The sequence below is a fragment of the Gammaproteobacteria bacterium genome, from assembly GCA_014075255.1.
Lineage (GTDB): Bacteria > Pseudomonadota > Gammaproteobacteria > UBA4575 > UBA4575 > JABDMD01.
This window is the reverse complement of record CP046178.1, coordinates 931,005-954,977: the sequence shown is the minus strand read 5'-3', so window position 1 is coordinate 954,977 and position 23,973 is coordinate 931,005. Positions and strand designations below refer to the sequence as shown.

Below are 23,973 nucleotides of genomic sequence, written 5' to 3'. Positions count from 1 at the left end.
CTTTGAATGGACTATCAAGATGCGTCATAATGCCGCAATAGGTTCTTACAGGATTGGGCATTGCTTTTATCTATAGTATTAATAGAGAGAGGTGGCTGCTTGGTTTTGCTTGAATAACACTAAGATTTTTATCCTCGGTTAACTAATCTATAACGATATGGAGTCATAAGATTATGAAGAAGAAGGCAATATCAAAAGCCAAATGGATGCAGAGCATCGTCACATTAACATGTGTGTTGTTCGCTTCGGTAATTGGTTTTCAATCTACCGCAATGGCGGATGAGACATGCATGTCTCCCTACATGGCGAAAATTGTAGGCCAGGAAGACTATGTATATGTTTGGACTTTAGGTGTTGAAGGAATGGGCGATGGGCAAGATAAGCTTGTTACTCTTTCTGTAAATCCTGAATCTAACAATTACGGAAAAGTTGTAAACGTATTATCTGTAGGCGGTCGTAATGAAGCGCATCACTCTGGCTTAACAGATGACCGTCGTTATCTTTTTGCTGGTGGATTAGACAGCAATAAGATCTTTATTTTTGACGTACACACAAACCCAGGCAAGCCAACGCTTCACAAAGTAATTACTGACTTTGTTGAAAAGACTGGCGGTATGGTTGGTCCTCACACTATGTACGCATTACCAGGACGTATCATGGTAAGTGCTTTATCAAATAACGTTGACCACGGTGGTCGTACTGGTATGGCTGAATTCACTAACGAAGGTGATTTCATTGCTGCACACTGGAACCCAACTGATGAAGATCTACGCGGAGCAGAAAAAGTAGGAAATGCTGCTGATGGTTATGGTTATGACATTCGTGCGTTACCTCGTCGTAATGTAATGATTACTTCTTCATTCACTGGCTGGTCTAACTACATGATGGACTTTGGTCAAATGCTTGGTGATGCTGAAGCGATGAAGCGTTTTGGTAACACTGTAGTAGTTTGGGACTTGCACACTCGTAAGCCTAAGAAAGTATTTGAAGTACCAGGTGCGCCATTAGAAATTCGTTGCGCATGGGGAGCTACTAATAACTATTGTTTCACTACCACTGCATTAACTTCAAAAATTTGGTTAATTTATGAAGACGAAGCAGGTGAGTGGCAAGCAGCAGACGTAGGTGATATCGGCGATCCTTCTAAAGTGCCTCTACCAGTTGATATCTCAATCACTGCTGATGACAAAGGTCTTTGGGTTCAAACGTTCATGGACGGTAAGACTCGTTTCTTTGATATCACAGATCCACACGCTCCAAAGCAAACATATGAGCACGAGATTGGCGCACAAGTGAATATGATTTCACAAAGTTGGGACGGTAAGCGTGCTTACTTCACTTCATCTTTGCTAGGTAGCTGGGATAAAACAGGTGAAGCAGATGAGCAATACTTCAAGCTATTCACATGGAATGGTAAGAAGCTTGCGCATGAGTTCACTGTAGACTTTTATGAGTTGAAGTTGGGTCGTGCGCACCAAATGCGTTTCGGTGCATACTCGCTTTACTCTCAAAAGCCGAACTCTAGCGACACTATGTTGTCTCAAGCTAAGTAAGGGCTGTAAAAGTTACATTGATGTAAAGCATTTATGTGATTTAACAAGCTAAGTTCGAAACAAGGCCGCCCTCGAGGCGGCCTTGTTGTTTCTGCAAAAGATTTATATAGAGAATTTTCATAGATGAAAGTTTTGATTGCATTATTCTTTTCGTTACTTGTGTTATCGGGATGTGGGCACAAAGATGATGATGCACCCATACCGGGTTCACATGCTGCGGTTGCTGAGGCGGAAGTACGCGTGATTGCCGATGGCTGGGTGGCAGAACTGCCATACGAATTGCCTAAGCCGGGTAGCTATTCATTACCTGTTATCAACACTGCTGGCGGCGGCGGAGTATTAGGGGTGGATGGAGAGGCGCTTGAGCTAGATGATTTGTTAGGCGATAAAATTGTACTACTGACTTTTATATACAGTAGCTGCACAGACCTTAATGGTTGTCCGTTAGCGACAGCTGTGTTTTACAAAATTAAAGAGCGATTCAAGGACAATCCTAAGCTTGCTGATAAGATACGCCTAATAAGCGTTAGTTTTGATCCAGAGCATGATTCGCCTGAAGTTATGAGATTGTATGGTGCAGGCTTTGAAGGTGGTGAGCCGGAATGGGTGTTTCTAACTACTGCCTCTGAGGAAAAACTGCTGCCGATCACCAGTAGCTATGGCCAAATGATGATTAAACAGTATGACAATGAAGGCAACTACACAGGTGCCATGGCGCACGTATTGCGTGCGTTTTTAATTGATAAGTCTAAGAAAATTAGACAAGAATATAGCGTGTCATTTTTGCATGACCAATTAGTGAGTACAGATATTAAAACACTATTGATAGAAGATGGAATAATCGATAAGGATGCTACTTTGTAATGACTTTTAGTCGACGACAAATAGCATATGTTATTAATACCGTAATTCTAGCCGGTGTTGTTGGCTTGATAATGTCTTCGGATAAGTTGCGTAGCTCAACAGAGACCGAAAAGAGTGCTGATGATAGTAAGCATTACTATGGTCCTGGTGATAATAAGCAGGGCTATGATTCTATAAATTACAAAACCAACGCCTTGGATTTACAAAAGCGCATTGGAAAGAAAGCTAATTTATTAGAATTTGTTAATAACCCTCCATTAGGTTTGCCACCTGTTCCCGTTCCTGCAGACAACCCTGTAACTGAAGAAAAAGTTTCATTAGGAAGAAGATTGTTTTTTGATAGGCGCCTATCAATTAATGATACGTTTTCATGTGCAATCTGCCACATACCTGAGCAAGGGTTTACTAATAACGAAATACAAACTGCGGTTGGAGTGGAGGGTCGTTCTGGAAAACGTAATTCACCCATGAGCTACAACGTGGCTTATTTGGAATTAATTTTTCATGATGGGCGTGAGTCAACCTTGGAGCAACAAGTTTGGTCACCTTTCTTAGCGCGTAATGAAATGGCTAACCCTTCGATAGGTTACGTAATTGATAAAATTAAAGCTATTCCAGAATACAAAGGTTTATTTGAAAAGGCATTTGATGGGCGTGGACCAACCATGGAAACAGTCGGTATGGCGCTGTCGAGTTACCAGCGTACATTGAATTCGGCAGATTCGCCTTTTGATCGATGGCATTTTGGGAAACAAGAAGATGCGGTAAGCGAGCAAGTAAAAAAAGGTTTTGAATTGTTTAATGGCAAAGCAACTTGCAGTGCATGCCATTTGGTGCATGAAGACTATGCCTTGTTCACAGACAATCAATTGCATAACACTGGTTTGGGTTATCAAGCTTCAATGGGTATCCAAGGTAAAACCACGCGCGTGCAACTTGCACCAGGTGTGTATGCAGAGCTTGATAATGAGGTTATAAAAGCTGTGTCTAGACCAAAGGCAAATGACGTGGGTCGTTATGAAGTGACAGAAAACCCGAATGATCGCTGGAAATTCCGTACGCCAACGCTACGAAATGTTTCCTTAACCGCGCCCTATATGCATGATGGTTCATTACATACATTGCGACAAGTCGTGGAGTTTTATAATCAGGGTGGCGTTCCAAATGAAGTGCTTAGTCCTTTAATTAAACCATTAGAACTTACGAATGAAGAAATGGATGACGTGGTTGCGTTTATGATGTCGTTAACCGGGAGCAATATTGGGGTTTTAGTAGCAGACGCTTTTGCAGCACCCATTGGAGACATTAGTAAGGATGATCCGAACTGGGCACATGAGAAGAAGGCTGAATAATAATCAGTAAATAATGAATAAAATACCAAAATACGTGTTAGCGGTTGTCGTAGGATTTGTCGTAAATTTGACAGCGACTATTTCAGTCAGTGCAGAAGATGGACAGTTGATGGAGGCCTATCCGCCAAATTATGAAGCTAAAAATTTTAAGCTTTCTTATCTAGATGGAGAAATGCATGAGCTAGAAGATTATCGTGGCAAACATGTGCTAGTAAATTTTTGGTCGATGTCTTGTAATGTATGTAAAAGTGAAATGACTACACTGCAAAGTGCGCAGGAATTACTAGATAGAGAAGACATGGTGATTATTTCTATTCATGCTGGAGATCCTTCTGAAGGTATAGAGTCAGTGCTAAATCTAAATAACGTTAAATACCCAGTATTATTTGACATGGATTTACAGTTGGGTGACTGGGGTATTCCGATCATGCCGACTACCTTTATAGTCAATCCAAAAGGAAACATTCGCTATAGAGCTGTAGGCACAAGGGTATGGAATGCACCATTTATGATTGATTTTCTACAAAGCATATTAGATAGTGATGAATCTTCATCCTCCTCGTCAAAGCCTTTATAGTGCTGCGAACTTATTGACATAATTTCAATCTAACCGGTATTCAGAAAATCAGCAGGATTAGTATATAAATGACCAGATTATTGTTTATCTTTTTAATATGTTTTGCGGTAGCTATGCCGGTGATGGCAGAAGGCTTGATGGACCCAATTAGTGGTTCACCCAAGGCCGGTGGCTTTAACCTCGAAGGCATGAATGGCAATGAAGTAAATTTAAACGATTACAAAGGTAAATTTGTTCTACTTAATTTTTGGGCGACTTGGTGTGCACCTTGTCGTAAAGAAATGCCAGCAATGAGTAATTTACATAATGAGTTCGGTGGTTCGGGTCTTGAAGTAGTAGGTGTGCATGTGGGCCCAAGTTTAGCGGGAATAAAAAAATTCTTAGAGGCAGTGCCAGTTTCGTTCACTATCCTTATAGATAAAGATATGAGTTTAGCGAGTTGGGGAGTACGTGGTTTGCCAACCACTTTTTTGATTAACCCTGAAGGTAAACTTGTGTATAAAGCAGTTGGTGAGCGTGAGTGGGACTCACCAGAGATGGTGAAATTTTTAAAAGACTTGGTTACAAAATATGAACGTATGGCGGAAACGGGAGAGGTGATAGAGAATCCATCAGCAATCTATGAGCCTGAAAAGAAATCATTTTTCGCTAGCTTGAAAGAAACCTTTGGTTGGTCTACAGCTGATCAATGCGATACTAATAAATTACTTCCAAATTAATAGCAGCTATGACTGCTTATGCTGACTTTAGTAAACCAATACTAGATTACATTTCTAAAAATTTTCCTGGTGCTACCGTTGATGAATGGGAGCACGAAAAAAAAGAAAGTTTAAACTTTAATATTCTCGAAAATGAGAAAACCTTCGTGCTGCGTGTCATGCACGAGTGTTTAATAGATATTGAAGTAAATGAAGTCGAGCAACTGCTTACAAACTATAATACTGCTCAAGTATTACGAGATATTGGTGATTTTCCAATTGTGGTTACTAATATGGGGTGTATATTTGGTTCTCCATAAGCACGGATGCTTATGGAGAATAATCTAGAAATCACTCGGAAGTAGTGGGGTCAATCATTCCACGAATTTCTGAAATTTTATTCGCTGGGAAACCGCCTTCGTTAGCATGTTTGCGAATTTCTTCTTCGTTAGGCGCAATATAAGTACAGTACACTTTGTCATCTGTTACTACACTTTCTACCCACTGAATTTGTGGACCCATGTTTTTTAGAATGCTACATGATTTCTGCGATATGCCTTGAAGGTCGGCAGCAGTTAAATCGCCTGCGCCGGGGATTTCACGTTCGATAATATATTTAGGCATGTGGAGTCTCCTGGTCGTTAGTTGTTATTATTTGTTGTAATGTTTGCTTCTATAGAGAGTGTAGCGAATTTCAAGCCGAGTTCGCTAGTTTCTCGATGTACATTTTTTACCCAATTGGGTGGGTGGGCGACAGATACCCTATCTAATTGAGGAGATAAATTTGCTGGATTTTGAAGGAACTATGCTATTATTTTGCTAAAGAAGAGTTAGTACACACTACTTTCAAGGAAGAATTCGGTAGATAAATAGCGGTTTTATATTTGATGGACTCCAATCGCTCCTCTATTTTCTCTCACATATGTGACCAAACCAATATGACTTTTAAGGATGTATAGATGGCGGAGACCATGATTCTAGTACCCGGTCGTTCGCAAAGTCAGGGCACCTCATTAAATGAAGGCAAGCTCAAAGACGAATATAAGAGGGTAACGTCGACAGCGGAGCTGAATGAAAAAGATATGCGGCGTTTAAAGCTTAAGGATGGCGATAAAATCAAACTTAAGTCGGATGTAGGTCAGACCGTAGTGACTTGTAAGAGTAAAAAAGATCAGGATTTACCAACTGGAATGATATTTATTCCTTACGGCCCGCCATCAAGTGAATTAATGGCATCGGACACTGCTGGGACAGGCATGCCTTTATCCAAGCATATGGAAGTTAAGATCACTAAAGTTAAATAATTAGTTCAACGCTAGGTATTTTCTATGACTGAAGCAGTATCAACAGAAGACAAGAAACCTGTACCAAAAAAAAGGGTAGATCCTAATGCAGGTAAGAATGTAAAAATTGTAAAAGATGCAACGTGCACATTTTGCGGATGTGTATGTGACGACATGGAGCTGACGGTTGACTTAGATGAGCATCGTATTATTAAAGCTAAAAAAGCATGTGTATTAGGTCGTGCATGGTTTTATGAGCATACGGTTGATACTCGCCCTGTAGTACTTGTCGACGGCAAAGTAGCCACTTTTAAAGAAGGTGTTGATGCTGCAGCAAAAATTTTAGTCGACGCAAAATTCCCAATCACCTATGGTATGAGTGATTCAACTTGTGAAGCGCAACGTGTAACCGTAGATATTATGGATACCATCAATGGCAATATTGATACGACTACTTCTGTTTGCCACGGTCCGTCCGGCATGGCCTTCCAAGGTGTTGGCGAAAGTACTGCAACTCTTGGTGAGGTAAAAAACCGGGCTGATTTAGTTATTTATTGGGGCGGTAATCCCGCAGAATCTCATCCTCGTCATTTCACTCGCTATGCCGTTACCCCTAAAGGCATGTACATACCAAATGGAAAGAAAGATCGTACTGTTGTATTGGTAGATGTGCGCAGAACACCTAGTACACCGGTTGCCGATATTTTCATGCAAATAAAACCAGGTAAAGATTTTGAAGTATTGTGGGCACTACGTGCGTTGGTTAAAGGCAAAAAGATTGCGGACGATATCGAACAACAAACCGGTATATCACGTGAAGTACTGGATGACCTAGTTGAGCGCATGAAAAATTGTCAATTCGGTGTTCTGTTTTTTGGAATGGGTCTGACCATGACAAGAGGGCGTCACTTTAATTCAGGAGCACTGCTTTCCCTTGCGGCAGATTTAAATGAGTTCACTCACTTTGTTGCAAAGCCTGTACGCGGTCACGGAAATGTAACCGGTGCAGACAATGTTGTTTCATGGCAAACGGGTTATCCGTTTGGTGTAAATTTCAATAGAGGTTATCCAAGATTTAATCCAGGTGAATTTACAACAACAGATGTGCTCTCGCGAGGTGAAGCCGATGCTGCAATGATTATAGCATCCGATCCTGCTTCAAACTTTCCTAAAGCTGCAATTGAACATATGAAAAAGATTCCTATCATTTCATTAGATACAAAAGACACAGTGACTAGCAGTATCGCTAAAGTGCGTTTTGCGGTATCGACTTATGGGATTAATACTGGTGGAACGGTGTATCGAATGGATGATGTGCCGATTACGTTACGTCCAGCAATGGAATCAACCTATCCAGGTGATCAAGAAGTGCTAGAAGCTATTCGAGATCGAGTTAAAAAGTTATTAAGCGGCAAGAAGGCCAGAGTTGCAGCGTAAATGTTGCAAAAGAAGCTGGAGAAAGAGTAATTTTATTACACGGATGTTGTTAAAAATTATAAGCAGAAGAATAGGATTCATCTGTAAACATAAAAACAAATAGAACATGTCATCTGAATTAAAAATTGTTAATGGTCGTGTATACGACCCTGCAAACAACATTGACGGAAAAGTACAAGACATCTTTATAAGGGATGGCAAGATAGTCGATTCCGTTTCAAGCTCTGCCACTAAAATTGATGCGCATGGCATGGTGGTTATGCCAGGTGCAATTGATATCCATTGTCACATTGCGGGTGCAAAAGTTAATCTTGCGCGTAAGTTACAGCCTGAAGATCATCGTTTAGACGTGCATCCTAAAACTGCGCATACACGCTCTGGAACGGGTGGTGTGGTGCCATCCACATTTGCAACCGGGTATCGTTATGCAACTATGGGGTATACCACTGCAATGGAAGCAGCAGTACCACCAATTACCGCAAGACACACATTGGAAGAGTTAGACGATACGCCTGTTATTGATAAAGGTTTTTACGTCTTGTTAGGGAATAACGCATTTTTACTTAAGTTATTAAAAGAAGGACGCAAGCAAGAATTTAAAGAAGCCATTGCATGGTGGATTGACTCTGTGCATGCATTCACTCTTAAGTTAGTGAATGTGGGTGCGGATGAACTTTGGAAGGGCCGTAAGAACGCTAACATAACAAACGTTAACGACAATATTGATCATTACGATATAACCCCTACACATGTAATTGAAAGTTTCATAGAAGCAGCGCATGAATTAGGTTTACCTCATCCTCCGCATGTGCATTGCAATAATCTAGGACATAGCGGCAATATCGAAACTACTTTGGATACTATGAAGGCAGCTCAAGGGCGCCGTGTGCATATGGCGCATATACAGTTTCATAGTTTTGGTGGAGAAGTAAATAAAGACGCAGTTTCTGGTGTTCGCTCTATCATTGACTACATAAATGATAACGAAAATATAACGACTGATGTTGGGCAAGTTATGTTTGGTAAAGCCACGGCAATGACGGCCGATGCACCATTAGCTTGGATGCTACGTAATGTTAAAATGAACAAATGGATTAACGCAGACACGGAGTGTGAAAGTGGTTGCGGTATTATCCCATTTACCTACCAAGATCATATTTACACCCATGCATTACAGTGGGCGATGGGCCTAGAATTATTTTTACACTCAAAAGATCCTTGGCGTGTGCTGTTATCAACAGATCATCCAAATGGTGGTTCGTTTATGAGCTACCCAAAACTCATAAAATTATTAATGGATAGCGGTTATCGTAAAGAAGCGTTATCGCATGTAAATCAAAAAGCTATTAATCAAACTAGTTTGCGAGAGTTGGATCGCGAATACACTTTAAATGAAATTGCCATCATTACACGAGCAGGGCCAGCACGTGCATTGGGATTAACCAATAAAGGCCACTTGGGTATCGGTGCAGATGCGGATCTCACTATTTACACTGAAGAGCACGATAAAGAAGCCATGTTTAATGCACCGCGTTACGTCATAAAAGATGGCGTAACCATCATTAAAGATCATGAGTTTGCAACGGACCATTCAGGCAAGCTGCTGCATACAAAGCCTGGTTATAATAAAGACATTGCAGGTGAAATCGAACCGTTCTTTGAGGATTACTATTCAGTCAAATTTAATAATTATGCAATTAGTGATGACTATTTGCATAATCATGAAGTGATTCCTACGAATCCTAAATCTTAATGGCTAAAGTATGGTCTTATAATCATGAAGATTAATAAAACAGAAATAGTAGATACATTCGCAGAAGCGTTTTCGATGTGGGGTGCTCGAGTCATCATCACTGCCGATACCAAACAATGGGCGCGCGCAGCAGCAGCTTCAATGACAGGGTTTGCGACTTCAGTGATTCGTTGTAAGTTAGAAGCAGCAGTAGAAAGTGAAATTCCTGAAGAAGATACGCCTGATGGTCGCCCAGGTATTAGCGTGTTGTTATTCACCATGAGTAGTAAAACCATTGCAGGTCAATTAATTGACCGTATTGGTCAATGTGTAATGACCTGCCCTACTACAGCCTGTTTTAACGGTTTAGAATCTGAAAAATCTGTATCAGTAGGTGGCAAGCTGCGTTACTTCGGTGATGGGCATCAAATTAGTAAAGTTATAGATGGCATTCGTTCATGGCGTATTCCTGTGATGGAAGGTGAATTTTTAATTGATGATAAGTTCGGTATTCAATCCGCTATTGGTGGTGGCAACTTAATTATCTTCGGACCAAGAAAAAGCACTACCTTGCGAGCTTCAGTCGCAGCCGCAAATGCCATGCGAGAAGTAGCTGGGGTATTCTTGCCATTCCCTCAAGGGTTGGTTCGATCAGGCAGTAAAGTAGGCTCTAAATATAAGGCTCTTATCGCATCAACGAATGACGCTTATTGTCCAACCTTACGTGCCATCTCAAAAGATTCTGTAGTGCCAGAGAATGTAGAGGCTGTGTATGAAATTGTAGTAGATGGCCTAAGCGAAGAAGCGATCAAGGAATCCATGCGTCGTGGCATTCATGCTGCGGCAGAAAAAGGCGCGACGATGATTACTGCAGGTAATTATGGTGGTGATCTGGGTAAATTTCATTTTCACTTGCATGAAATTGCGAACGGTTAAAATAAGAAACTAAAATAATAAATTATTTAGTAAAAACATAAAGATATTAAAAAGACCTTAAGTAAATAGATATGTCTGTTACACACTTAAAGCTGTATACAAAACCTGAAGTGCCTTTGGAAACTGAAGTGATTAATCCCACTGTGTTCGCGAGCTTGTCTCAATCCGGTATCGAGCATCTCAACGTTATGCACGGTAATGTGAAGTGTAAATTAGGTGATTTTTTCAAAGTAACCGGTAAGGGTGCTGCAGAAATTCATGTCGAAGGGGATTTAAGTGGTGTAAAACTTATTGGCGCTGGAATGTCAAAGGGCAAGATCATTATCGATGGTGATGTGGGTATGCACCTGGGTGCCGGGATGTCGGGTGGCGCAATTGAAGTGAATGGTTCCGCAGGGGATTGGGTAGGGCCAGAAATGTCAGGTGGGCGCATTACGATAAAGAAAAATGCAGGTCACATGGTTGGTAGTGCTTATAGAGGTCAATCCACTGGTATTACAGGTGGAGAAATATTTGTGCACGGTGATGCCAAGAATGAGATTGGCAGTGCAATGCGTCGCGGGCTAATCGCTATTGGTGGCAATGCCGGCGACTTTACAGGTGTAAATATGTTGGCCGGCTCGATAATTGTTTTGGGTGAATTAGGAATACGGACAGGCGCGGGAATGAGACGAGGCACCATTGTGTCGTTACAAGATGCACCCATGTTGCCTAGTTTTGAATATTCGTGTACATATCATCCATTGTTTTTGCGTTTGTATTTCACAAAATTACGTGAGAATGGATTTAAAAGAAAAATCCAAGATAAACACCTAAATGGGAAATTCAAGCGCTATTGCGGAGACGGGATTGAGCTCAATCGTGGTGAAGTACTACTGTTTGAACGTTAGTGCAACGACCACATGACACTTATCACGGCATCTACATATTTAGTCTAACTTTTTTATCTCATTGGGTAAGTCACATAGGAGAAACTACATGACTACAGTTGTTACAGAGAATTGCAAAGGCTGTCGATTTACAGATTGCGTATCCGTATGTCCAGTAGCTTGCTTTCATTTTGATGATGAAATGCTCTACATCGACCCAGATGTATGCATTGATTGCAGCGCTTGCATACCGGAATGCCCAGTAGAGGCAATTTACGAGGAAGATGATATTCCTGAAGGCCAAGAAGGATGGGTGGAGATCAACGCTGATAAGTGTGGTGATTTGCCATTAATCGAAGAGCCAATGGATCCTCTGGATGGTGCTGAAGATCGTAAAACAGAGCTAGGATTTTAAATAATCAATAAAGCTTAGATTTTATAAGACGCACAGCTTTATGTTGTGCGTTTTTGTTTGTGTCATATAAAACGGAATGATCGAGAAGGGATTCAAGAAGAATAATAAGAATAGAATCTAGAGAGAAATAGGAGAGTTTTGAATGAGTATTGGTAGTGAGAGTAATCCATTACGTGTAGCCATTGTCGGAAGCGGTCCAAGTGGTTTTTATGCTGCTGAATCACTAATTAAATCTGATCTCAACGTTGAAATTGATTTAATCGAAAGATTGCCTGCACCATTTGGTTTAGTGCGTAGTGGCGTAGCACCCGATCATCCAAAACTTAAACAAGCCATCGAAGTCTATAAAAAAATTGCGCAAAACCCAGAATTTAACTTTGTTGGTAATGTAACAGTCGGTAAAGATGTTAAAGCTAAAGAGTTGCAAGAAATTTATCATGCCGTTATCTATACTTGTGGTGCAGAAACTGATCGTAAATTAGGTGTTCCAGGTGAAGATTTAGCGGGTAGTTATACCGCAACCGAATTTGTCGGTTGGTATAACGGCCATCCTGATTATCGTGATCGTAGCTTCGATCTTTCGCATGAAACCGCAGTGGTAATTGGTCAAGGTAATGTAGCGGCTGACGTGTCTAGAATACTGGCTAAGTCTGTTGATGAACTAAAACACACTGATATCTCACAGCATGCGCTTGATGCCTTAGCAGAAAGTAAGATCAAAACCATTTATGTAGTTGGCCGTCGTGGTCCTGCACAAGCCAAGTTTGCTTCAAAAGAGTTGAAAGAGTTTTTAGAAATCGAAAACTGTCGCGCTTATATTGATCCTAAAGAATTAGTACTGAACGATGTTAGTCAACAAGAGTTAGAAGAAAAAGCAGGGCGTGGCAATAAAAAGAACGTCGAAATATTTCAAAAGTTTGCCGAATCAGAAGATAGCGGTAAACCGCGCACATGTATTTCAACTTTCTTAAAAAGTCCTATTCGTCTTGAAGGCGATGGTCGTTTAGAAAAAGTTGTATTCGAAATTAATACACTATCAGGTGAGCCCTTTAAACAATCGTGCAAAGGTACGGGTGAAACTATGGAAATCGATTGTGGAATACTATTCCGTAGTATTGGTTATAACGGCGTGCCCATAGAAGATGTGCCTTTTTATGATCGTTGGGGCACCATTCCAAATGAAGAGGGTCGCATTACGACTGAACATGGAGGTGATGTAGTGACGGGTTTGTATACCGCAGGGTGGATTAAACGTGGGCCTTCCGGAATTATCGGTACCAACCGCGCATGCGCGGTAGAGTCAGTCGAAATGCTATTAGAAGATGTAAATAAATTTACTAGCGATAAAGCAGGGCGAGCAGCACTGTACAAAATACTTGATGCTAATGGTGCGAGCTATATTAATTATCCGCAATGGGAAAAGATTGATGCAGCAGAAGTAGCAGCTGGTGAACCAAAAGGGAAACCACGCGAGAAATTCACTCGCCGCGATGAAATGTTAGCCATCGCTAACGGATAGATCTCGACTTAGTTCTGCTTTTATAGCTAAAGCATTTTCTTTGGTTTGGTCATTAAGGTGCTGTTTGAATTATAAATTTATTGACAAATACAGCATCTGCGATGTTAATGTTATATTTATCCGGCATTTTTGGTTGGTTGCTTCCAACTAGGCTATTACTAATTTACAACAATGGGATTATCTATGATGCAAATGTCTAGACTAATGTCTTTTCCAATGGGTTTAATATCTTTTTTCGCTTTAGCAACATTCGTTTTGCCAGCACATGCGGATGGGGTTTCTGGTTCTGCGGGTGGCGCAAATTCAACTGGTGCAGATAGCCAATTAGAATCTTGTTCCGAGCCTCTTGGCACATTAGCGGTGCATGAAGATCAACACTCAACCTGGTGGCATAGCTATTATCGTCGTTACCCAACGTTAGGCAGTACAACCCCTTTGCTACGTTTAATGGTTCAGCAATCAAATTGTTTTGTTGTGGTTGAGAGAGGCAAAGCAATGAAAGAAGTGATGGGTGAGCGCCAACTAGAAGCATCAGGTGAAACTCGTGAAGGCAGTAATTTTGGTAAAGGCCAAATGGTAGCGGCGGACTATACTATGAGCCCTGAGATTCAAGTTTCAGAAGAAACTGGTGGAGCGAAAGGTAAATTATTTGGAAAGCTTGGGGGTGCAGGCGATTTATTAGATAGTGTTGCTGGAAAATTAAAAAGAGACGAGGCTTCAACCACATTATTATTAATCGATAACCGCTCTAGTGTGCAAATAGCCGCTGCACAAGGCACTTCAAAGAAATTCAGTTTTGGCGCAGGGTTTGGAATATTTAATAAAGGTGGTAGCGGTGGTGCAGCATCTGCATTTACTAAAACACCTGAAGGTAAAGTAATTGCAGCAGCCTTTGCAAACTCATACAACAATATGGTCAAAGCATTACGCAATTACAAAGTACAAAACGTTGAAGGTGGACTTGGGAAAGGTGGAAAACTTGGTGTAGGCGAATAGCCCTTCATACATAGGTTTATGCAAAGGGTTTATGTAAAGGCAGCCTTCGGGCTGCCTTTTTTATTGCCCAAAAAAGAAGACAATAAATTAACAGAATAAGAAGCCCAAAAAGAAGAAAATTAATGCCACCTACTACAAAACCCAATTCCGTTAGTTTATTTGAAGCCATGAAATGGTGGCTTAAGCTTGGTTTCATCAGCTTTGGTGGGCCAGCAGGTCAGATCAGCATGATGCACCAAGAACTGGTGGAGCGTAGGCGCTGGATATCTGAAAATCGATTTCTACACGCTCTTAATTACACCATGGTGTTACCGGGGCCAGAGGCGCAACAGCTCGCTACGTATATAGGTTGGCTCTTGCATGGTGTGAAAGGCGGTTTAATTGCAGGGTTCTTATTTGTACTGCCATCCTTATTTATTCTCATCGCACTTACTTGGATTTATTTAGAATACGGCAACACACAAATTGTGGCAGGGGTGTTGTATGGGGTTAAACCTGCCGTTACTGCTATTGTGTTATTTGCAGCATATCGAATTGGTTCACGTGCACTTAAAAACAATGTGTTGCGCGCTATGGCTGTGCTTGCGTTTGTTGCGATCTTTTTCTTTCATATTCCATTTCCGATCATCGTACTGGCAGCAGGTATTTTAGGTTTTATTGGTTCTAAGGTAGTACCTCAATATTTCAGTGGCAGTTTGCATCCAAGTGAAGCACATGATTCCTATGGCCCTGCATTAATCGATGATAATACGCCCGCACCCAGTCACATAAAGTTTAATTGGCCTAGATTGGTTACATTTATTGTTGTGGGCTTGGGAATAGGGCTGGCTGCTTTTGCTGCTCTGTATTTTAAATACGGATGGAATCACACGCTTACACAGATGGGTATCTTTTTTACTAAAGCAGCGTTAGTAACCTTTGGTGGTGCCTATGCCGTGTTGCCGTATGTATACCAAGGTGGGGTAGATCAATTCGGTTGGCTCACCGGTACACAAATGATCGATGGTTTAGCGTTAGGCGAGACCACGCCAGGCCCATTGATTATGGTGGTAACCTTCGTAGGATTTGTAGGCGGTTGGACCAAAGAAATATTCGGCCCAGAGATGTTACCGCTTGCAGGCATTGCCGCAGCCTGTGTAGCAACCTTCTTTACCTTTCTACCATCATTTTTGTTTATATTTATTGGCGGCCCCGCCATTGAGGCGACAAGAGAAGATTTACACTTTACAGCACCATTGTTAGGGATCACTGCTGCAGTAGTGGGTGTGATTATAAACTTAGCAATCTTCTTCGCCTATCACGTGTTGTGGTCGAATGGTTTTAATGGGCTTGAAGAATTAGTAGGTAAAATTGATTGGGTATCATTAGTAATCGGAATAGTCGCGTTTATTGCTCTATTTAAATTTAAAATTGATATTGTAAAAGTGATATTAAGTTGTGCATTTTTAGGATGGGTTCTTAGTATAATAGAATATACTTAATGTCCGCTTTCGACTCAAAGCGGACATTCACTCCGTTCTCTATAATAATGCTCTGCGGTTCTTTGATAAGAATTTAGTTCTTTTTTACCAAAGAAACGCAGAGTTTAAGAACAAGCCACAGGGGATTATTTGTTATTGCTTGTGGATTTTATCCAGCAGTGAGGCCTAAAGGATTTTCTTTTGATTGCTGTTTCCAAGACCAAATTTGCTTCCCTTCCTCATTACTGAACTCGTTAACATAAACTGCCTTTGTGTTTTCGTCATAATCGCCTTGAATAACCACATTTTTACCTACATACCGTACTTTTGTATCACGATTTAAATTATGTAGAGTATGGATTGACCCGTCTTCTTTAACCATAACGAAATCTTGTTCCATCACAATATGTTCCTCTAGTCCAACAAGAGGGCACATTTTGCTCAGTTGGGCACAACGATGACCAACTATTTTACCTTTAAACTCTTCGGCACTGACAAACGCTGGCATCATAAGCGCTACACCGACAAGCAGCATTGTTAATGTTTTAATTGTATTCATTACTTTTTCTCCTTTAACATGATTAATGTATAAAATTTAAGAACCATGCATGATCTTGTGTTAGGAGACCTACTTTAAGATATGTTTATTACATCTAATTTAAATATTTTTAAATTATTTTTATTAAGCTCAGAATTAGTAATACAGTCATTTATCGATGTCCGCTATTGGCCGACAGAAATTTGCTCCTGCAATTTCTGCACTTCCGCCGTCCATGGCGGTCGAAGCAGACATTGGGCCATAGTGTTTGATAAGATCAAATCAACTTGAACCTTATTAAATTTAATTTAAGCAATAAATATGAATACAATCGAAGCCATCTACAACCGTCGTGCCGTTAAACATTTTGATGAAAATCATAAGTTAACTCAAGAAGAAGAAACTAAGTTGCTTGAAGCAACCATCCAAGCACCTACCAGTTTTAACATACAGCATTGGCGTTTTGTTATTCTTCGTGACCCTGAGTTGCGTTCTAAAATTCGAACCGAGTTTGGTAATGATCAAGCGCAAATTACCGATGCTTCTCTATTAGTGCTTTTTACTGCAGACGTTAAAGCTTGGAATAAAGAGCCTGAGCGTTATTGGAAGAATGCACCGAAAGAGGTCGCAGAATTGCTGGTGAATTGGATGGGGCCGTTTCATGTGGAGAAAGAATGGTTGCAGCGTGATGAAGCGCAACGATCCATCGGGATTGCGATGCAAACCATGATGCTTGCTGCACAAGAGATGGATTATCAATCTTGCCCCATGATTGGATTTGATCATGAAAAAGTCACAGAGCTTATTAATCTGCCTGCCTTTCATGTGATTGGACCAATGGTTGCGATTGGGAAAGGCATAAAAGACCCTTGGCCTAAACCTGGGCAACTTCCTTTAGACGAGCTTGTGGTCGAGAATTCTTTCTAACGAATTGGTTTACCCATATAGAAAGTAAAGCGCCATTACCGCAAACAAAACTAAAATAGAATAAACAGAAGTAATGATATCTTTTTTAGTTTGTACGTACTGTCGTTGATGAGAAGAATTATTGTTTGAATCTTCGTTCACAATTACTGGCCCCCAACCTAGTAGATTTGTTAGTTTGTATTTTAGATATAAGTGTTGATTTTGGCAATCCGGTAACCTACTGACAAGTTAAATTTGTGCATTTTAATTTGATTAATATTGGATACGAAAAGAAATATTGGTTGAATATTAATCAATTGAAGTCAATTAATATCCGATTGTATAAAACTCAAGACAGGCTTCAGTAGTTATGTTTAAGTGGCTTGAATGATTGATGGGTAGTTAGAAGAATATGTGTATGGCTAATGAAGCAAATTTCTAACAGACATTAGGAAGATAAAAGTATGTGTGGGCGTTTTTATTTGGATTCTGTACCTCTGTCTATTGTTGAAGCATTGATCGATGCTGAAATAGGGTTTACTACACGTGAGCAGATCTATCCAACCAATGAGGTCGCGGTTGCCATTCGCACGGACAATGGTAATGAATTTGCACAAATGAAATGGGGCTGGGAGCGGTCATTTAGCAAACAACCGCTTATCAATGCCCGAAGTGCTGAAGCTTGGGGTAAGAAAACCTGGAGTAAGGCGATGTTTAATAATCGCTGCATTATTCCTGCTAGTGGTTTCTTTGAGTGGGATCAGAACCAGCCTAAGGGTAAGCGAGATCGTTATAAAATTAGTCCGTCAAAAGTGGATGGCTTTGCATTTGGTGGTTTGTATGAAATCAATAGTGAAACCGGTGAGATGTTTATGTCGATTCTTACTACGGCACCGAACAAAAAAATGCAAAAGATACATCACAGAATGCCAGTGATGCTTGAGCAAGATGAGTTTAATAACTGGTTTGATTCAGATGATCGAGCAGAAGTGGAGCAGATGATGCAAGCTGCGGAAAATGATTGGATTGATGTAAGATTAGACGCATGACGTACGACCATGATCCTAAAACCTTCGATTTAAGACAACGACTTGCAGCTACTGAAGAAAGAGTAGGGACTTACCAGGGACTTTGCTCTGCAAGCATGAATAAAATTCATAAGCTTGAAGCTCGTATTGGTAGATTAAAGGCAGCTCAACGCAGAGCGCATTTACCATTTAAAGGTAGTATTGAATAGCTAACATCTTGCCAATACTTATGATTTTCATTGCTCTAAAAGGCTTTTGGTCTTTTTACCATAAAACATTACGCCGCTGAAATTTATAATCTCTAATATTGTAATTCTGTTTGCAATAACGCTTGGTTGTTTATCAGCAAATGAGAAACCTGAGGACAAGGGATTGCAAAAAGAATTAATTGTACTGGCTGCGCCGATTTCCGGTGATCCCTATTACGCTGATCAGGCTAAGAATATATTTGAATTTCATGTGGAATATGTAAATCAAATTCATGATCGTGATGATGTGTTGGTCTTTGTTGATGAGTTTGCCTACGATGATTATGTGGATGCTCTTGGTGAAGATAAAGTCGTTATTGCGCCAATGAGTGATATTTGGATGCGTGATTTCAGTTTTTCCAATGCGGCGCAACCCATAATGTTTCGTTACACCGCTGCAGGACAAGGTGGTGGCCAAAAAGGTCAAGGCGATGCAGATGCTGTACAGGAGCGGATTGCTGTTGTGTCTGAAAATGCAGAACTTGTTTTTAAGGAAACTGATTTATTGAATGATGGCGGTAACTATGTAGATGATTACGCTGGCAATGTAGTGATCAGTCGTAAATTTTTGCGTGATAATGACTTCTCTGAAGAACAAGCACGTTCTAAGCTCAGAAAATTATTGGCAGTGAAAAACGTTGCTTTTATTGAATCGGACGAACAAGGTGGCTTAGAGCATGCGGATGGTGTAGTTGCATTTGTGGATGCTAATGTCTTAGTAATTAATTCTTATGCAGAAGATCCTGATTATGCTAATGACCTACGAGCTGATTTAGAGCGCGGTCTACCTGGTGTTACGATTCACGAGATTGTTACACCCTATGATGACAGCGAGATATACGATGATCGTTTTGGTTCAGCTTGTGGTTTGTATACCAATGCATTAGTTACAGCGAATAGAATCTATCTGCCTCAATTTGGTATTCCTGAAGATGAGATTGCTTTACAGCAAGTGCGGGCAGCAACTTCTCGCGAAGTTGTGCCAGTTTCTAGTCATCATGTTTGTTCAATGGGAGGAGGTGTTCGGTGCATGTCATGGCAGTTGCGTGGTGATAATGCAAAAGCACTACTTGAGCGCTTTAAATGAATAACGTTGGTTAAATGATAAAGGTAAAAATTAAGCATATGAAAATATTATTAGTTATCTTGTTGATTTTTTGTGGTACGGCTATAGCGGAAAATTTAGAAGTTGAGCTGCACCTCACTTCGTATCACTTTGATGATGATGGTTATGAAGAAGATAACTATGGTTTAGGTGTATCGTATTTCTTCAAAGAGCGATGGTCTGCTACAGGTGGTATTTTTAATAATTCTTATGATGATACTTCTATTTACCTTGGCGTTGCGTATACCTATGATCTATGTTCTTCGGATACGTTTATCTGCACCATAGGTGCTCTTGCTGGGCTGGTTACTGGGTATGAGGATAATATTGACCATGCTGGTGACCTTTATCCGATTATTCTTCCAGAATTTAAAATTGGCTATCAACAGTATTTTCTAAAATCACGATTTATTCCGGATCTGGGTGATAATGCTAGCGCTGTTTTCACTTTCTCTGCAGGCCGTGAATTTTAAGTTCCAGAGCAATCATATCGTTCCAAGTATCTATTCTCTATTAAATCGTAAGGTGGTGAAATGAAATGCTCATCTATTGGGTCTATTTCTGTATGTCATAAAATTTATTAGGAGAAGACATGCGAAAGCTTATATTTTTACTCATTCCCATGCTGTTAATTGCCATGCCGTTGGTTTCACATGGTGATGAGAGCTCAACTACCGCTAAACCTGCTGTCTACGGCGTGCTTTTTTATGCAGATTGGTGTGGTAGCTGCAAAGCGCTTGACCCAAAAGTGGCAGAGGCTAGGAAAGAGGCCAAGCTTGATAATCAAGATATATTATTTGTGACCTTAAATCTGACTGATGAAACTACGAAACATCAGGCCGCAATGATGGCAGCCGCTTTGGGGATAAGCGACTTATATGACAGTAATGCTGGTAAGACAGGGTTTATGCTTTTGCTGAATGCTGAGACCGGCGAAAAACTTGCTCAGCTAACCATGAAAATGGAAGTAAGCGATATTGCAGCACGCATTAAAGAAAGCGTTAAAAGTGTTAAGTCTTAATTAGATACCAATCATAATCAGCAGTGTGTATTGCCTAACATCGATAAACACTGCTGGCTTTATAGTTTATCGTAAGGGAAATTTGACAAGTACCTCGAGTTATCATCTTTTATCCCATTCTATCTCTAGCAGGTGGGCATGCCTTATGGGACACAAGATTTGAAGTATTTCCCAGTTTGTTCACTTAAGCATGAAGTTTTGCTGTTCTTTTAGCGTCTTCTTTGGAAAATTCAAGTTTTATCCCGCATGAGTAGGCGAATACATAGTTCGGTATAGGGTTGTTTCTAGTTTGTGTACAGTATTTTTATATGGGTATTTAAGCATCAGAAAAGACCATTATAACTTGCATAAATTTCGTCTACGGGCTTTTTACGCCAAAAAAGCGTAAACTAGCACTTCCTTGTCATATCGTTTCTTTCGAGTCTGCCGGTAAAATTGCCCTCATCCTCATAGACGGTTATTAAACCTTTAGGAGGTTGTTGTGGAAAAAAAATTATTCGTTGGGAATTTGCCCTATTCAGTAGATCAAGCAACACTACAAGATACATTTGGTAAATGTGGCACGGTTGAATCTGCAAATGTAATCATGAATCGCGATACGGGCCAAAGTAAAGGCTTTGGTTTTGTTGAAATGTCTAGCAGTGCAGAAGCACAAAAAGCGATTCAAGAAATTAATGGCACTAATCTTGATGGACGTGCGTTAACGGTTAATGAAGCTAAACCACAAGAGAAGAGATCGAGTGGCGGCGGCAATCGTTGGTAAATTTCTTTTTATACCCGGCGGCCCTGAAATTATAAATGTAAATTAACTATTCAAGTAAAACATATGACAGATGAAGTTCCAGTAGTTCGTAAGCTGTATGAGATCAAATCGATTTTAAAAACAGACCCACCACCAGGCGCTGAAGGCTCTGACTGGTATCGTTATGAAATTGCTCATGGCACAAATTGTATAAATGGTTATAAGCAAGGCAGCCTTGAAGAGGTGACAGAGGCGATGGAAGAAAATGTAGTGCTATTAAACGAACGTCAGTTTGGTAAGCGTGCGACTGCATCAAATAAAAAGACAGAAGCTAAAACAGAAGCTAAAACAGAAGCTAAAACAGAAGCTAAAACAGAAGCTAAAACAGAAGCTAAAACAGAAGCTAAAACAGAAGCTAAAACAGAAGCTAAAACAGAAGCTAAAACAGAAGTAAGCGCTGAAGAAAGTACTGAAAATAAAACAGATAGTTAATATTTCTGTTAGCTATCAAGCTATCAATTTTTAATCAAAGCTTTAAATGGAGCTTTGTGAATGTCATCAAAAAAATTGAGCGAAGACCTTAAAGGTCTTGCTAATCCTGAGTACGCTATTCACTCGCAACGTTTTTTCAAAACTGGGAAAGGTGAGTATGGAGAAGGGGATCAATTCCTCGGTATACGTGTGCCTGTTCTTAGAAAACTTGCAAAACAATATAGCGAGCTCTCGCTGATTGAAATTCATAAATTATTAATGTCTGTATACCATGAAGAACGTTTATGCGCGCTCTTTCTTCTGGTTCAAAAATTTGAAAGTAGTAAGCATGAAAAATCAGTCATCTACAGATTGTATTTGGATAATACAAAATATATTAATAGCTGGGATTTGGTCGATTGTTCTGCATATAAAATTGTAGGCATGTACCTTGAGGATAAAAATAAAAGTCCATTATATAAGCTTGCCAAGTCAAAAAACTTATGGGAAAGGCGTATTGCGATAATCTCTACCTTGCATTTCATTAAAAATAATCAATTTGATGACACATTGGAAATTTCGAAACAATTGTTGAATGATAGTGAGGAATTAATTCATAAAGCAGTGGGCTGGATGCTGAGAGAAGTAGGCAAGCAGAATCCAAATATTGAACGAGCATTTTTATTGAATTGTTATAAGAAAATGCCTCGTATGATGCTACGTTACGCTATAGAAAAATTTCCTGAACCAGAGCGGAAAAAATACTTGCACGGTAAAATATAAGTCTGAACAATGTAAATGAAACAAAGTATTGTTGGGTATAAACTAGATGAAGAAAGCCATTGGGTCGCTGAACTTTCGTGTGGGCATTTTCAGCATGTAAGGCATAACCTTCCAATGGTGAGTCGTCCTTGGGTGTTAACAGAAGAGGGTCGTAAAGAGATGTTAGGGCATGAGTTAGAGTGTAAAAAGTGTGATGAACAATAGCTTTATATAAATAACCGAATTGTATGGAACAAAAATAATATGGACATTAAGTCGCTTATCCGAGATATACCTGATTTTCCAAAACCAGGAATTGTCTACCGCGATATTACAACGTTGTTGCAAAACTCTGAAGGACTGAATTATGTGATTGATCATTTTAGCGATGAGTTTTTAGATCAAAAAATAGATTATGTAATTGGTGTGGAATCGCGCGGCTTTATATTTGGTGCACCGATAGCATATAAGCTAGGAGCAGGGTTTGTGCCAGTCCGTAAAGCAGGAAAGTTACCAGCTGAAATACATTCAATTGAATATGAGCTTGAATATGGAACGGATTGTTTAGAAATACATCAAGATGCAATTCATGCAGAGGGTCGAGTTTTGATTGTTGATGACTTAATTGCAACGGGTGGAACTGCTGCTGCAACAGCTGAACTTATAGGGAAATTAGGCTGTAAGCTAGTTGGTTTTGCCTTTATTATTGAATTGCTAGCTTTGGATGGCAGATCAAAATTACCTAATGCACCCGTTTTATCTATGGTTACTTATTAATTTTTATAGTAAGTATTGATCTTTAAGATTAATTAAATTTATTTCTACCAAGATGCACCAATTATAGCGCTGTTTAATAATCATGGTTAATGAGCCTCATAGGAACGTGTTCTAAATCGTCAACAAAACATCGTTGCGAATTTGTAGATTGTTGAATTACAAAGTAAAATAGTGCTAATTACATAAGCTAATTAGCGTGAGAGGTTGTTAGTTATGAATACAGTTCCTTTTGAGCATAAAGTACATGACTTTGTTGAGCATTTAAAAGTAAATTGGGCGGAATCGGTGATTCTTGCCATATTTTTTATAGCAATATTGTGCTTAGTATTAAGCTCTTCAGTCAGCTACGGATAAGTAAGCGCTCTAGATAGATTTAATTAGATTGAGTGGTATTAAACTGCCTAGTAAATAGGTGGGTAGTTTTTGTTGCTGTCATTTCTTCTCGGCCACTTAGCTGTAGGTGTAAGTGGTTTTTGTTCATTTTCTCTTCATTGTTCTAAAATACTTCAGTGTAACATTTTAAATTCAACGTAATTTTAATTGCGTGTTTTCTTAATTGACTCAGAAATAATAAGTGATGATGTAAATTGAATTAATACAATCTTAATTGTATTGCTGATTACTACATTGATGCTTAGTTAAGCGGCCTATCTTCATTTCGATGCTTGATGCTTAAATGCACTG

Annotated in this window: 28 protein-coding genes and 1 pseudogene; 27 read left to right on the top strand and 2 right to left on the bottom strand. The window is 39.9% G+C overall.

Features of this window, described 5'->3' with window-relative positions; translation table 11 throughout:
- The first annotated feature begins 206 nt into the window (after positions 1 to 206).
- The 6 genes from GKR92_04925 (at position 207) to GKR92_04900 (ending at position 5,364) form a co-directional block, all read left to right on the top strand.
- The gene (locus GKR92_04925) at positions 207 to 1,553 is read left to right on the top strand and encodes a selenium-binding protein (protein ID QMU62712.1); all 1,347 of its coding nucleotides are present in this window, start codon (positions 207 to 209) and stop codon (positions 1,551 to 1,553) included.
- A 123-nt stretch (positions 1,554 to 1,676) separates the two neighbouring features.
- A complete protein-coding gene (locus GKR92_04920; GenBank protein QMU61078.1) occupies positions 1,677 to 2,417 on the top strand; it encodes a hypothetical protein in 741 nt (246 codons plus the stop codon).
- Positions 2,417 to 3,769 carry a c-type cytochrome gene (locus GKR92_04915; protein QMU61077.1) on the top strand — a complete coding sequence of 451 codons (1,353 nt, stop codon included), beginning with the start codon at positions 2,417 to 2,419 and terminating at the stop codon, positions 3,767 to 3,769. Before GKR92_04920 ends, GKR92_04915 begins: the two co-directional genes overlap by 1 nt.
- Positions 3,770 to 3,782: 13 nt before the next feature.
- Positions 3,783 to 4,346: a redoxin domain-containing protein gene (locus tag GKR92_04910; protein QMU61076.1), complete on the top strand. Its 564-nt coding sequence runs from the start codon at positions 3,783 to 3,785 to the stop codon at positions 4,344 to 4,346.
- Between the two features lie 68 nt (positions 4,347 to 4,414).
- Positions 4,415 to 5,065, top strand: a complete 651-nt coding sequence (locus tag GKR92_04905; GenBank protein QMU61075.1) for a redoxin domain-containing protein — start codon at positions 4,415 to 4,417, stop codon at positions 5,063 to 5,065.
- A gap of 8 nt (positions 5,066 to 5,073) precedes the next feature.
- The gene (locus GKR92_04900; protein QMU61074.1) at positions 5,074 to 5,364 is read left to right on the top strand and encodes a hypothetical protein; all 291 of its coding nucleotides are present in this window, start codon (positions 5,074 to 5,076) and stop codon (positions 5,362 to 5,364) included.
- Between the two features lie 31 nt (positions 5,365 to 5,395).
- Here GKR92_04900 and GKR92_04895 read toward each other — a convergent pair whose 3' ends face one another.
- Positions 5,396 to 5,668 (bottom strand): DUF4242 domain-containing protein, encoded by a 273-nt coding sequence (locus tag GKR92_04895; GenBank protein ID QMU61073.1) that lies wholly within the window; start codon positions 5,666 to 5,668, stop codon positions 5,396 to 5,398.
- 335 nt (positions 5,669 to 6,003) lie between these two features.
- Between GKR92_04895 and GKR92_04890 the strand changes: the two genes are divergently transcribed.
- The 9 genes from GKR92_04890 (at position 6,004) to chrA (ending at position 15,712) form a co-directional block, all read left to right on the top strand.
- Positions 6,004 to 6,348 (top strand): formylmethanofuran dehydrogenase, encoded by a 345-nt coding sequence (locus tag GKR92_04890; GenBank protein ID QMU61072.1) that lies wholly within the window; start codon positions 6,004 to 6,006, stop codon positions 6,346 to 6,348.
- Positions 6,349 to 6,372: 24 nt separating this feature from the next.
- Complete coding sequence (locus GKR92_04885) at positions 6,373 to 7,764, top strand: formylmethanofuran dehydrogenase subunit B (GenBank protein QMU61071.1); 1,392 nt, start codon at positions 6,373 to 6,375, stop codon at positions 7,762 to 7,764.
- A 106-nt stretch (positions 7,765 to 7,870) separates the two neighbouring features.
- Positions 7,871 to 9,517 carry a formylmethanofuran dehydrogenase subunit A gene (locus GKR92_04880; GenBank protein ID QMU61070.1) on the top strand — a complete coding sequence of 549 codons (1,647 nt, stop codon included), beginning with the start codon at positions 7,871 to 7,873 and terminating at the stop codon, positions 9,515 to 9,517.
- A gap of 24 nt (positions 9,518 to 9,541) precedes the next feature.
- A complete protein-coding gene (gene fhcD / locus GKR92_04875) occupies positions 9,542 to 10,432 on the top strand; it encodes a formylmethanofuran--tetrahydromethanopterin N-formyltransferase (protein ID QMU61069.1) in 891 nt (296 codons plus the stop codon).
- Positions 10,433 to 10,503: 71 nt separating this feature from the next.
- Entirely contained in the window at positions 10,504 to 11,322 is an 819-nt protein-coding gene (locus GKR92_04870; GenBank protein QMU61068.1) for a formylmethanofuran dehydrogenase subunit C, read from the top strand.
- Between the two features lie 88 nt (positions 11,323 to 11,410).
- Complete coding sequence (locus GKR92_04865) at positions 11,411 to 11,716, top strand: 4Fe-4S dicluster domain-containing protein (protein ID QMU61067.1); 306 nt, start codon at positions 11,411 to 11,413, stop codon at positions 11,714 to 11,716.
- 142 nt (positions 11,717 to 11,858) lie between these two features.
- Positions 11,859 to 13,235, top strand: coding sequence for an NADP oxidoreductase (locus tag GKR92_04860; GenBank protein QMU61066.1), 1,377 nt, complete (start codon positions 11,859 to 11,861; stop codon positions 13,233 to 13,235).
- 183 nt (positions 13,236 to 13,418) lie between these two features.
- Positions 13,419 to 14,231 (top strand): peptidoglycan-binding protein, encoded by an 813-nt coding sequence (locus GKR92_04855; GenBank protein ID QMU62711.1) that lies wholly within the window; start codon positions 13,419 to 13,421, stop codon positions 14,229 to 14,231.
- A 122-nt stretch (positions 14,232 to 14,353) separates the two neighbouring features.
- Positions 14,354 to 15,712 carry a chromate efflux transporter gene (chrA, locus tag GKR92_04850; GenBank protein ID QMU61065.1) on the top strand — a complete coding sequence of 453 codons (1,359 nt, stop codon included), beginning with the start codon at positions 14,354 to 14,356 and terminating at the stop codon, positions 15,710 to 15,712.
- A 148-nt stretch (positions 15,713 to 15,860) separates the two neighbouring features.
- Here the strand turns inward: chrA and GKR92_04845 are convergent, their stop codons facing one another.
- Entirely contained in the window at positions 15,861 to 16,250 is a 390-nt protein-coding gene (locus GKR92_04845) for a hypothetical protein (protein ID QMU61064.1), read from the bottom strand.
- Between the two features lie 300 nt (positions 16,251 to 16,550).
- Here GKR92_04845 and GKR92_04840 point away from each other — a divergent pair, with 300 nt between their 5' ends.
- The 12 genes and pseudogenes from GKR92_04840 (at position 16,551) to GKR92_04785 (ending at position 23,643) form a co-directional block, all read left to right on the top strand.
- The gene (locus GKR92_04840; protein ID QMU61063.1) at positions 16,551 to 17,156 is read left to right on the top strand and encodes a nitroreductase family protein; all 606 of its coding nucleotides are present in this window, start codon (positions 16,551 to 16,553) and stop codon (positions 17,154 to 17,156) included.
- A 443-nt stretch (positions 17,157 to 17,599) separates the two neighbouring features.
- Positions 17,600 to 18,184: a hypothetical protein gene (locus GKR92_04835; GenBank protein QMU61062.1), complete on the top strand. Its 585-nt coding sequence runs from the start codon at positions 17,600 to 17,602 to the stop codon at positions 18,182 to 18,184.
- On the top strand, positions 18,181 to 18,372 hold the full coding sequence (locus GKR92_04830) for a hypothetical protein (protein ID QMU61061.1): 192 nt from the start codon (positions 18,181 to 18,183) through the stop codon (positions 18,370 to 18,372). Before GKR92_04835 ends, GKR92_04830 begins: the two co-directional genes overlap by 4 nt.
- A gap of 106 nt (positions 18,373 to 18,478) precedes the next feature.
- On the top strand, positions 18,479 to 19,498 hold the full coding sequence (locus tag GKR92_04825) for a peptide ABC transporter permease (GenBank protein QMU61060.1): 1,020 nt from the start codon (positions 18,479 to 18,481) through the stop codon (positions 19,496 to 19,498).
- Positions 19,499 to 19,512: 14 nt separating this feature from the next.
- Complete coding sequence (locus GKR92_04820; GenBank protein ID QMU61059.1) at positions 19,513 to 19,989, top strand: hypothetical protein; 477 nt, start codon at positions 19,513 to 19,515, stop codon at positions 19,987 to 19,989.
- Between the two features lie 119 nt (positions 19,990 to 20,108).
- Complete coding sequence (locus GKR92_04815) at positions 20,109 to 20,537, top strand: hypothetical protein (protein QMU61058.1); 429 nt, start codon at positions 20,109 to 20,111, stop codon at positions 20,535 to 20,537.
- 481 nt (positions 20,538 to 21,018) lie between these two features.
- A complete protein-coding gene (locus GKR92_04810; protein QMU61057.1) occupies positions 21,019 to 21,300 on the top strand; it encodes an RNA-binding protein in 282 nt (93 codons plus the stop codon).
- Between the two features lie 321 nt (positions 21,301 to 21,621).
- Positions 21,622 to 21,699 (top strand): annotated as a pseudogene (locus tag GKR92_04805) (4Fe-4S ferredoxin).
- A gap of 132 nt (positions 21,700 to 21,831) precedes the next feature.
- Positions 21,832 to 22,533 carry a DNA alkylation repair protein gene (locus tag GKR92_04800; protein QMU61056.1) on the top strand — a complete coding sequence of 234 codons (702 nt, stop codon included), beginning with the start codon at positions 21,832 to 21,834 and terminating at the stop codon, positions 22,531 to 22,533.
- A gap of 15 nt (positions 22,534 to 22,548) precedes the next feature.
- Entirely contained in the window at positions 22,549 to 22,737 is a 189-nt protein-coding gene (locus tag GKR92_04795) for a DUF3565 domain-containing protein (protein ID QMU61055.1), read from the top strand.
- Positions 22,738 to 22,776: 39 nt separating this feature from the next.
- On the top strand, positions 22,777 to 23,289 hold the full coding sequence (locus tag GKR92_04790; protein QMU61054.1) for an adenine phosphoribosyltransferase: 513 nt from the start codon (positions 22,777 to 22,779) through the stop codon (positions 23,287 to 23,289).
- A 213-nt stretch (positions 23,290 to 23,502) separates the two neighbouring features.
- Positions 23,503 to 23,643, top strand: coding sequence for a hypothetical protein (locus tag GKR92_04785; protein ID QMU61053.1), 141 nt, complete (start codon positions 23,503 to 23,505; stop codon positions 23,641 to 23,643).
- The last annotated feature ends 330 nt before the right edge of the window (positions 23,644 to 23,973 follow it).